Genomic DNA, 10,120 nt, shown 5'->3' with positions numbered 1-10,120 from the left:
GTTCCTTATCCTTAACTGGTAAAGCGATACACCATACGCACCCTACGGGTGCGGCGGCGGGCCTTGATTCTCAAGGCTTAGCCGACCATTCGCGCTTTTACAGTTGTATTGTTGTGCGACTACAGGATAGGCTGCAGGCCACGGTTTATATAGATTTTCTGTATAACATTGGCTCTACAGGAGTAGAAATGCGGTTATCTAATGCTATCCCCCTGCGTCTGTCGGTCGAAAAGCGGGAGCTTTACGAGGCTCAGGCCATGGCTGCCGAACTGCCCTTGAGTACCTTTTTACGCGACCGCCTGGAGCGTGAGGACGTGCTGCTTGAGGAAGTGCAGATGCTCCGCCGGGCCGTCGAGCGCTTGGCAGATCGAGCACCAGGAGCGGAAAAAAGCACGGTCGGCAGCGGTGACATGACCGCTGTTTTGCTGGAAATGTTGCTGACCTTGCGCCAACTCGGCGGCGCTAAAAACGGTCTGGCACAGAAGGAATTAGAACGTCAGGGAATCACGCTTTGGAGTAGTGAAAAATGAGAGACGAGGACCGTAGGCAGTTTGGCTTAGTTTTAGTGTTATTGCTGCCAGTTGCTTTTTGGAGCATGGCGGTAAAGAAAACCGAAGTTCTCACAGTGCCGAAGTGGAAATCTGGTTGGGAGCTTGTAAAGCACACTCATGAAAAACCGGTATTGCTGGCCTCTGCCATTGGCGGGCTGGCACTGGCGATCTTGCTGATATGGCTTATGGGGCAACTCGGGAAAACTGATTTTGGCGGTGCACCGTTTCGCAAATTTCTTCGAGGCACCAAAACCGCAAGCATTAGCGCACTCAAGAAGCTGACGCAGGAGAAGAAGCAAGAACAAGTAACTATTGCCAATATTCCTATGCCGACAAAGGTCGAAAACTTGCACACGCTAGTTCAAGGTGCGACCGGCTCCGGTAAATCCGTGCTGATGCGAGAGCTTGCCTATACCTCCCTCAAGCGCCGTGATCGGGCGGTTTTTCTAGACCCCAACGGTGATATGTACTCAAAATTCGGTGGGCCTAAAGACATTGTATTAAACCCCTACGATTCCCGAACTAAGGGCTGGACATTCTTCAACGAGATTCGCGCAGATTACGACTTTCACCGTTACGCGCTGTCGCTTGTCCCGCGCGGGCAAACAGCAGACGCTGAAGAATGGTGCGCCTATGGCCGTTTGTTGCTGCGCGAAACCGCCCGCAAGTTGAAGATGTTGGGCAAACCTTCGGTATATGAGTTGTTCCACTGGACAACTATTGCAGACCCGGAAAGCCTGCGTGAATTCTTGAAGGGCACCACTGCCGAGTCCCTGTTTGCCGGATCGAGCGAAGCCAGCAAGGCCCTCACTTCAGCCCGGTTTGTGCTGTCCGACAAGTTGCCGGAACACTTGAACATGCCGGTTGGCGACTTTTCGATTCGCACCTGGTTGGAAGAAGGCGAAGGAAATCTGTACATCACCTGGCGCGAGGACATGGCCGAAGCCCTGAAGCCGCTTATTTCGGCGTGGATCGACGCCTTTTTTGTGTCGATCCTTTCCATGGACGAAGACGAAAACCGCCGCATATGGGCATTTATTGATGAACTGGCGTCCTTGGAAAAGCTGGCCTCTCTGGAGGCAGCGCTTACCAAAGGCCGCAAACACGGCTTGCGTGTGGTGGCCGGGCTCCAGTCCACCGCGCAGCTTGACGATATTTACGGCCGCGATCTGGCACAGACGCTGCGCTCTTGCTTCCGTTCGCTGGTTGTTTTGGGCGGCTCGAAAACCGACCCACGCACCAGCAAGGACATGAGTGAAGCACTTGGACAGCACGAAGTAGAGCGCGACAAGTACAGCAAGAGTACCGGAAACCGCACCACCACCAGCAAATCCGAAGAGGTGAAGCCGGAGTATGTGGTGACCGCTTCGGAAATCGCCAGCCTGCCAGACCTGACGGGCTACATCGCGTTTGCGGGTGACTTCCCCGTGGCGAAATTCAAGCTAGAGCCGTTGAACTTTAAGAAGATCAACGAGCCATTCATTGAGCGAGCCGCGTAATGCTTAGTCACCAGGTATTGACCCGAAAAAGTATCGGCGCGCTGGCCAGCTACTACGGCGACGGCGCAGACGACTACTACGCCAAGGAGGGCGAATCCATGGAATGGCAGGGGGAGGGTGCAAAAGCCCTCGGCCTGTCCGGCGAAGTTGATAGCCAGCGTTTCAGGGAGCTGCTGGCCGGGGAAATATTGCCGGGCGTGAAAATCATCCGCTCAGACACCCGCAAGGACAGCAAGGAACGGATCGGCATCGACCTCACGTTCTCAGCACCTAAAAGCGTGTCACTCCAGGCGCTGATAGGCGGCGATGCCGCCATTATCAAGGCCCACGACAAGGCCGTGACCAAGGCTATCGAGCTGGCCGAGCAGCGGGCTCAGGCCCGCAAAAAGGAAAACGGAATCACGATGGTGGAGGACACCGGCAATCTGGTTGTCGCCAAGTTCCGCCACGAAACAAGCCGAGAGAAAGACCCGCAGTTGCACACTCACGCCGTTGTTTTGAACATGACGCAGCGCAGCGACGGCCAATGGCGCGCACTGAAGAACGACGAAATCATCAAAATGACCAAGTACCTCGGGGCGATGTATCGCGCCGAGCTTGCGGCGGAGCTGGCAAAGCAGGGCTACAACATCCGGCACGAACGAGACGGCATGTTCGAGCTGGGCCACATCAGCCGCGAACAACTCGAAGGCTTCAGCCAGCGCAGCGCGCAGATTGAGGAACGTCTGGCCAGCCAGGGCAAGACCCGAGAAACAGCCACCACCGCGGAAAAGCAGGCGGCGGCGATGGAAACCAGATCGCCCAAGACCGGCGCCGAGCGTGACGCCTTGTTCAAGGACTGGAAAGACCGGGCCAAAGACCTTGGGATCGACTTCAAAAGCAGGGAATGGGCCGGCGTAGACGCGAAAGGACCGCACATCGAGCGCAACCACACGCCAAGCGAAGTGGCCGCAGACCTTGCAGCAAAGCGGGCCGTTCGTTTCGCCGTCAACCACCTGACCGAACGCCAGTCAGTCATGACTGAGGGCAATCTGATTAACACGGCCGTTAAGCATGGTATGGCCGGGGCCACGATGAAGGACGTGGAATCAGAAATTAAGCGGCAGATCGTAAGCGGTTATCTGATCCAGCAAAAGACCATGTACCGGCCGGCGGAAAACGCCCTTGGCGGTGATCGAGGACAAAGCCGTGAGGCTTGGGTGGCCGAGCTGGAGGCAAAGGGCATGTCGGCCGGCGCAGCGCGTGAGCGTGTGGATACCGCGATCCAGCGCAAAAGCCTGATCGAAACGGAGCCGCAGTTCACCACACAAACCGCCCTGGAGCGCGAAAAACGGATTCACAGCATCGAGCGCGACGGCCGAGGCGCTATGCAGCCGGTCATGTCAGCCGACATAGCGAAAATCATCCTGGAAGGCACCAATCTAAACGCTGGCCAGCGCAGCGCCGCCGAGCTGATTGCCACCACTTCAAACCGGGTAATCGGCGTTCAGGGCTACGCCGGCACGGGCAAAAGCCACATGCTCGACACCGCAAAACAGATGGTCGAATCGAATGGCTACGAGGTTCGCGCACTGGCGCCCTACGGCAGCCAGGTACGAGCGCTGCGCGAGCTGGGCGTCGAGTCGAATACCTTGGCGTCCTTTCTAAAGGCCAAGGACAAGAACATCAACGAGCGCACCGTATTGGTGATCGACGAGGCCGGTGTAGTGCCTGCTCGCCAAATGGATCAGCTCTTGAAGATCGCCGAGAAAGCAGGCGCCCGTGTTGTGCTGATGGGCGACACAGCACAGACGAAAGCCATTGAAGCCGGCCGGCCATTCGACCAGCTCCAGGCCGGCGGCATGGCGACGGCCAAGATGGAAGAAATTCAACGGCAGAAAGACCCGCTGCTGAAAGAAGCGGTCGAGCTTTCGGCCCGTGGCAAAACGGCCGAATCGCTCAACAAAATCAGCTCAGTCGTGGAGATTGAGGACAAGCACGAACGCCGGCAGACCATCGCTGACGAGTACGTGGCATTGACTCCCTCACAGCGTGAACAAGCAATCATTGTGTCGGGCACCAACGAAGCACGCCGCGAGATTAACAAGGCCGTGCGTGAAGGGCTGGGCACACTTGGGCAGGGCCGAGAGGTCGATACTTTGACCCGGACGGACACGACCCAGGCAGAACGTAAGTTCTCGAAGTACTTCAACGTAGGTGACGTGATCCAGCCCGAAGTGGACTACAAGAAAAGCGGGTTGAAGCGTGGCGAGCTGTACACGATCCAGGACACCGGGCCGGGTAATCGCTTAACGCTGAAAAGCAAGGAAGGCGAGGTACTGGCGATCAATCCGATGCAGCACACGAAACTTTCGGTATACCAGCCCGAGCGGGCCGAACTGGCACCAGGTGATAAGGTTCGCATCACCCGCAACGATGCCACGCTAGACGTGGCCAACGGTGACAGGTTCACCGTGGAAGCCATCACGAAAGAGGCCGTAACCCTGCGCAGCGACCGTCGGAGCATTGTGCTGCCGACCGACAAGCCACTTCACCTTGACCATGCCTATGCAGCGACTGTTCACAGTAGCCAAGGCTTGACTGCAGACCGCGTGCTGATCGACGCGGACGCAAAAAGCAGGACTACCGCGAAAGACGTTTACTACGTGGCCATCTCCAGGGCACGCCATGATGCCAAGATTTTCACCGACGACAGAAGCGCGCTACCCAAGGCAATCAGCCGTGAGAACGTGAAGCACGCCGCCCTCGATCTATCGTACAAACTGCACAGGTCGCCAGAGGAAAAAGTACGCCTGCAGGAGCTAAAGGAACAGGCACAGAAGCACGCAGAAGCAGGGAAGGGGGCCAAACAGCCACACGACAAGGACAAAACCGCAGAACGGCCACAGCGGGCCAGCAAGACGCAACCGGAGAAGGGCGCTACAGGGCCGCAAAAGGCCGCTGGCCGCGACCCTGTTGGCAAACTACCCACCGAGCAAGGGAAAGCCTTGAAACAGCAGGAGCGCCGGGAAATAGGTCGTTAAGCGGGGCTGAATTGACAAATTGTCAATTCAGTTGACACGCGCGACAACTATTTTGATATAGTTACTACGTCAGCACAGACCGGAATCCCGAAAGGGAAGTGTTGATTTCGGAGCGTAAAGCTCTCCTAGCCCGTGAGCAGGATAACGACGGCAACGTCGAAAAGAACACGCCGATATTGAGATTCACAGAGAGCCCCAGGCGCGCAAGCGGTTGGGGCTTTCTGCTATCTGTCAGACCGATTTGCCTTCATTCCGCACCTTGAGGATGTAGCGCATGTTGAAAGCCTTCCCGCCTGGCAACGAATGCCGTCCCCAGTTGGCCACCTCGTAGGCTGAAATTACGTGCAAGCGCAGGTAATTGGTCGTGCCTTGGGGCTTTGTGATCGAAAAAAAGATCGCGTATTCGTGCAGATCCATACAGAAATAGCGTTGCCCGCCCTTTTTCTGGCTGTTGTGCGGCACAGCCAGCGATTCGATGAAACGGCGCTCGATATAGTCCCGTAGCTGGCTGCTACAGTTGTACCGATCAGGGCAGAAGTAGCGCCGCTCGCCTTTATGATAGAGCGTCTCACCGTGGCCTTTGTCGTCGGTAAAGCAGTGGAAGCCGAATTCGAATTTGATCGTCAACGCTTCGTTGGCCACCTCAAACGTCAGCTCGAACGGCTGCATGTGCGCCATGCTCACGGTTTTTCCGTTGATAACCAGGTCATTCCATTGCATGTTCAAGCTGCGCCAAGCACGTGAGGGGCCAGCAGTGTACCAGTCAGTTCCCTAAGCTTGCTCTTGTGCGCATATCCGCAATGCGTGCCGGCGACACCCCCGCGAGCTTTGCCAACACGTTATTGGGTACCACCCCAAACAGATGCTTGTATCGAGCTGCCCGCGACACGCGCTGATAGGGCTTCACGCCCAGGAACTCCCGCCGCTGTTCGACCACGGCGAGAGGAACACCTACTGCACGACTGATCTTTGCCGAAGACATGGTGCCAAACAGCGACTCGTACCCAAGCCACGGGCCTTGATAGTCTGGTACCGGGTCTGGCCTTGGTAGCTCAGGCAAGGGAGCTGCAGGCTCGAAGCCGAACGCCTCACGCAACGATTTGACCGTGGCGACTGGAACGTCTGATAGCTTTGCTATGTCTTGGTCACTCACAAGGCCCAGCAGCGCCTTGTAGGGTCTGACCGGATGGTTTGCCGGGATGCGCTGTTTTCTCGGTGTCGGTCGCGCCAAGGGTGCTATGCCCAGCGACTCGCGGTAAGTCGTCACACTGGACACGGACACACCGCATCGAGCGGCAATCACCGGATCGGACTCAACTCCCAGCAAATCACGGAACGGTTCAATCGCCTGATCGACTGTATAGGCGGCGATGCCGAGCATAAGACGGCGAGCCCTGATTCGATTCTTTGAAATACCGACCAGTCTTGCCAGGGTCTGGTCTTTGATACGGCCAAGCTTGCAGTCGTACCACCGGGGCAGCCCTACGATTTTCCAATCAACAGCCATACTTTCCTTTCTCGCCTAATCCCTGTGCTATCCACCATGAAACGCACGACTAATTCCGCCAAGTGGGCCGCAGTCCTCAATGACTGGACGAAAGCCGATGCTGACGCGGCAGCAAAACAGGGCTGGGGTATTTTCGATGTTGGTAGCCCATCCAGGAAGCGAAAGCCCGTTGGCCCCTTCGACTTTAACTATCCCCCTTTCGAGCTTATGAGCATTGACGAAACACGCATCCTAAAGGATGACGCCGCCGCTTTCGACCTAGTGCGCCAGTTGGTGGCCGAGGGTGAACCCTTGGGATTAAAGGCGAAAGCCTTTTTGCAGAAGCACAGCAAAGTCGCGCACGACGCCATCTTTCAACAGGAGGATTGATCCAGGTGTAGGTGTAGGTGTAGGGGAGTGTCGGGTTCCGTCTGATGCGAAATTGCAGTCCACTTGACCACCCGTTTGCATTCGACCTGACCAGTCATTTGCATTCGTTCTGACAACCGATTGCATCGGATTTGACCAGCACGCTTTGTAACCATGATCGGCAGAGAACGGCCAGGAGCGGACGGTGGCCTCAGTGATGGCAAATGGGCGGCATCATCGATGCTGCTTTCGAATCTAGAAGGCAGCAGGGCCTGGCCGTCAGCCTTGTCGTGTTTCTCTTTTGGCGATGTCGTGTTTGCCGCAACCACGTCTAAGCTAGACAAGTACCTACAGGACGACAAGGAGCGTTATACGACAAGCCATCGCGACATGGCATGACTCCTGATAGGAGTTAGGAGCCAAGGACGATCCTCAGGAGGCTCATAATGTTCTCATCGCTCAAGAAAATTCCCGTCTCATCGATTTTGAGTATCGTCGCCGCAATGGTTGGCTTCTCCGTCGCTCTTTACTCAAGCATGGACACATTTCGAGTGAACGATATCTATGGTGTCAAGTTTCAGGTCGATCAGGTGTCCTTGGATATGGCTTTAGCAGAAACGGCCAAGCTTAAGGAGGAGCTTCGCTCCATCAAAACTGATCTGAAAAACGTCACCGCACTTCCTCCCGCGTCGAAACTTGCGATTCAATTGCAGCAAACGCAGAGTGCGATTAAGCAGCTTGCCTCGCGGCAGGAAAAGCTTGAGCAAGTAATACTAGCCAATCCTGCGAAGGCACTAGAAATACCGCTCCTACAACGTGATCTCGAAAATGTTAAGGCCGCGCATCAAGCAAACTTGATCGCAGTCAAAGAGGGGGTGGACCGGATCTACGACTTGAACAAATGGCTACTCGGAGCGATGGCTATCAGCATAATGACGCTTGCTATTAGCAACTTCCTCAAAGGTAAGGAGCCTACCGATGGTAGAAGCCCTCGCGCCTGACACGTCGTTGCAGCGGACTCCGCAAAAGCTGCGCTTTTGCTTCGCCGCTGAACTCGCACGTTATGAATGTCTGCAAAGGGTCGATTCTGTTGAAAAAGTCGGTTTGCCCAAAACGCTCGAATACTGATGGGTAAAAACACCTCTTTTGCGTGCTGCTACGTGAAATCCGAGTCGTGAACCTTCTGCCCAAAGCACAGATTTCAATCTCAGGCGCGAACTTTTCTGCTGTGGAAACCGAAGCCGACTTTTTCAACAGAATCGGTCGTTATCTGCCGGTCATGCCCACGCAGCATGATGGTCAAATCCGATGCAAATGATTGGTCAGGTCGAATGCAAATGGGTGGGCAAGTCTGTGCAATTACCCAGTCTGACGGCTATGTACAGTTGATACGCCATAACTGGTCGAGTTTGGTCGTGTAACTCTGGCTCATGAGGCTGCGCCGCATGGCCCATTCTGGACTCGACGGAACACTAGCCACCCGTAGAGTGCCGCGTCCCCACCGATTATTGATTTCATCAAGTACCGACATAACCTTTGTCGAGTCGGTTGGCTGGGTGCTTGCGAACAGATCATCAGTGTATTCACCCGGCTGACATAGATTCAGCAGCATCACTTCTGCTTTGCTGTACCGGTATCCTGGACGGAACACCCGCTCTACGGCCTCAGTAGCGGTCTTGGTAAGCAACCGCACGTCATCAGTAGGATAGGGAAGGTCGACCACCACGCCGTTGGCATACTGCGCCTCAGTAGGATTGAACATGCCTGTGCGAATGCTGACGCGGATCTTCTTGCACAGCGAATGCTGAGCGCGCAGTTTTTCTGAAGCGCGCATCATATAGGTGGCCACGGCTTCTTTGATCGCTGGTAATTCTGTCATGCGCTGACCAAACGCCCGACTGCAGCAAATTTCCTGCTTGGGTGGATTGGGTTCGTCCAGCTCCAGGCATGAGGTGCCGGCCAACTCCCGAGCCGTTTTCTCAATCACCACACTAAATTTCTTTCGCAGCGTCCACGGATCGGCTTTTGCCAAGTCCATTGCGGTTTTGATACCCATCGCATCCAGGTTTGCTTTCATTCGCCGGCCGACTCCCCAAACTTCGGAAACATCGGTATTGCGCAGTACCCAGTCGCGTTTGAAGGTATCGCAAATATCGACCACACCCCCCGTTTGCGCTTGCAGCCTTTTTGCCGTGTGGTTGGCCAACTTGGCCAGTGTTTTTGTGCGGGCAATGCCTACCCCAACAGGGATGCCGGTGCAGCGAAGAACCTGAGCGCGGATCTTGCGGCCGAGTCCTTCCGGATTAGGCACGCCGCGTAGATCCGCGAATGATTCATCGATGCTGTAGACCTCAGCGGCGGGCACCATTGACTCAATTACGCTCATGACCCGCTGGCTCATATCACCGTACAGCGCGTAGTTGGAAGAGAAGGCCACGATGCCGTGGCGGCGCAGTTTGTCTTTGATTTGGAAATACGGCTCGCCCATCCTCACGAACGGCTTTGCATCGTAGCTTCGAGCGATTACGCAACCATCGTTGTTACTGAGAACGACGACAGGAACCTTGGCCAAGTCCGGGCGAAATACACGCTCGCAGCTCGCATAGAAGCTGTTGCAGTCAATCAAACCGAATACGGGCGGTGATTCAGACATGGCTACGCACGCTGCTGGTTATCACCCCCCAAATGGCCAATTCGTCCCCATCCATGACGTAGCGCGGCGGGTACTTGGGGTTTTCAGACAATAGGATTACGTCCTTGCCCCGCAGGCAGAGCCGTTTGCACAACGGCTCGTTGTTCAACAGCGCGATAACAATGTGACCGTGCACGGCTTCTATAGATCGATCTACCACCGCCAAGTCACCGTCAAAAATTCCAGCGCCTTGCATGCTATCCCCGCTTATCGACGCGAGGTAAACGTGCGGCGCTCGGATGTTCAATACTTCATCGAGCGAGATTTGCTGCTCAATATGGTCTGCTGCCGGCGATGGAAACCCAGCCGGTACGCGAAACGAACATAGGGGCAGGGCGACACCGCCGGCCGCGAGTGGTCCCAGGATGGAATAGCTCATGACGCACGCTTCCGAATGCTGTACAAATATACAGTTAACTTTGTTCGCAGAGCCCGGTCAATTTTTATCTAGCGGATACAGATAGACGGGTCGCCCTGGTGCGCGACGGCGGGACAATCAG

At 55.6% G+C, this 10,120-nt stretch carries 9 protein-coding genes; 5 read left to right on the top strand and 4 right to left on the bottom strand.

Going from position 1 to position 10,120, the window contains the following annotated elements; all coding sequences use genetic code 11:
* Window positions 1-188: 188 nt before the first annotated feature.
* The 3 genes from N7D90_RS24625 to mobF are packed head-to-tail and all read left to right on the top strand — an operon-like array spanning window position 189 to window position 5,073.
* Window positions 189-530, top strand: coding sequence for a hypothetical protein (locus N7D90_RS24625; protein WP_261742563.1), 342 nt, complete (start codon window positions 189-191; stop codon window positions 528-530).
* Window positions 527-2,050 carry a type IV secretion system DNA-binding domain-containing protein gene (locus tag N7D90_RS24620; RefSeq protein ID WP_261742562.1) on the top strand — a complete coding sequence of 508 codons (1,524 nt, stop codon included), beginning with the start codon at window positions 527-529 and terminating at the stop codon, window positions 2,048-2,050. Before N7D90_RS24625 ends, N7D90_RS24620 begins: the two co-directional genes overlap by 4 nt.
* Entirely contained in the window at window positions 2,050-5,073 is a 3,024-nt protein-coding gene (gene mobF, locus N7D90_RS24615; RefSeq protein WP_261742561.1) for a MobF family relaxase, read from the top strand. The genes N7D90_RS24620 and mobF overlap by 1 nt, the downstream gene beginning before the upstream one ends.
* Before the next feature lie 231 nt (window positions 5,074-5,304).
* On the opposite strand, the gene N7D90_RS24610 is transcribed toward mobF, so the two are convergent.
* Both N7D90_RS24610 and N7D90_RS24605 read right to left on the bottom strand, forming a co-directional pair.
* Window positions 5,305-5,793, bottom strand: a complete 489-nt coding sequence (locus N7D90_RS24610) for a hypothetical protein (protein ID WP_240056269.1) — start codon at window positions 5,791-5,793, stop codon at window positions 5,305-5,307.
* 43 nt (window positions 5,794-5,836) lie between these two features.
* On the bottom strand, window positions 5,837-6,580 hold the full coding sequence (locus N7D90_RS24605) for a hypothetical protein (protein WP_261742560.1): 744 nt from the start codon (window positions 6,578-6,580) through the stop codon (window positions 5,837-5,839).
* Between the two features lie 36 nt (window positions 6,581-6,616).
* Between N7D90_RS24605 and N7D90_RS24600 the strand changes: the two genes are divergently transcribed.
* Together N7D90_RS24600 and N7D90_RS24595 are read left to right on the top strand one after the other, a co-directional pair.
* Window positions 6,617-6,949: a hypothetical protein gene (locus N7D90_RS24600; protein ID WP_261742559.1), complete on the top strand. Its 333-nt coding sequence runs from the start codon at window positions 6,617-6,619 to the stop codon at window positions 6,947-6,949.
* 425 nt (window positions 6,950-7,374) lie between these two features.
* Window positions 7,375-7,929, top strand: a complete 555-nt coding sequence (locus N7D90_RS24595; RefSeq protein ID WP_261742558.1) for a hypothetical protein — start codon at window positions 7,375-7,377, stop codon at window positions 7,927-7,929.
* Window positions 7,930-8,303: 374 nt separating this feature from the next.
* Here the strand turns inward: N7D90_RS24595 and umuC are convergent, their stop codons facing one another.
* The gene (gene umuC, locus N7D90_RS24590; protein WP_261742557.1) at window positions 8,304-9,581 is read right to left on the bottom strand and encodes a translesion error-prone DNA polymerase V subunit UmuC; all 1,278 of its coding nucleotides are present in this window, start codon (window positions 9,579-9,581) and stop codon (window positions 8,304-8,306) included.
* Window positions 9,574-9,999 (bottom strand): LexA family protein, encoded by a 426-nt coding sequence (locus N7D90_RS24585; RefSeq protein ID WP_261742556.1) that lies wholly within the window; start codon window positions 9,997-9,999, stop codon window positions 9,574-9,576. Before N7D90_RS24585 ends, umuC begins: the two co-directional genes overlap by 8 nt.
* Window positions 10,000-10,120 lie beyond the last annotated feature (121 nt).

The sequence above is a fragment of the Pseudomonas fragi genome, from assembly GCF_025426255.1.
In the GTDB taxonomy this organism is placed as follows: Bacteria; Pseudomonadota; Gammaproteobacteria; order Pseudomonadales; family Pseudomonadaceae; genus Aquipseudomonas; species Aquipseudomonas kulmbachensis.
Note: the sequence above shows the minus strand (reverse complement) of the source record. Positions and strands in the feature narration are given on the sequence as shown.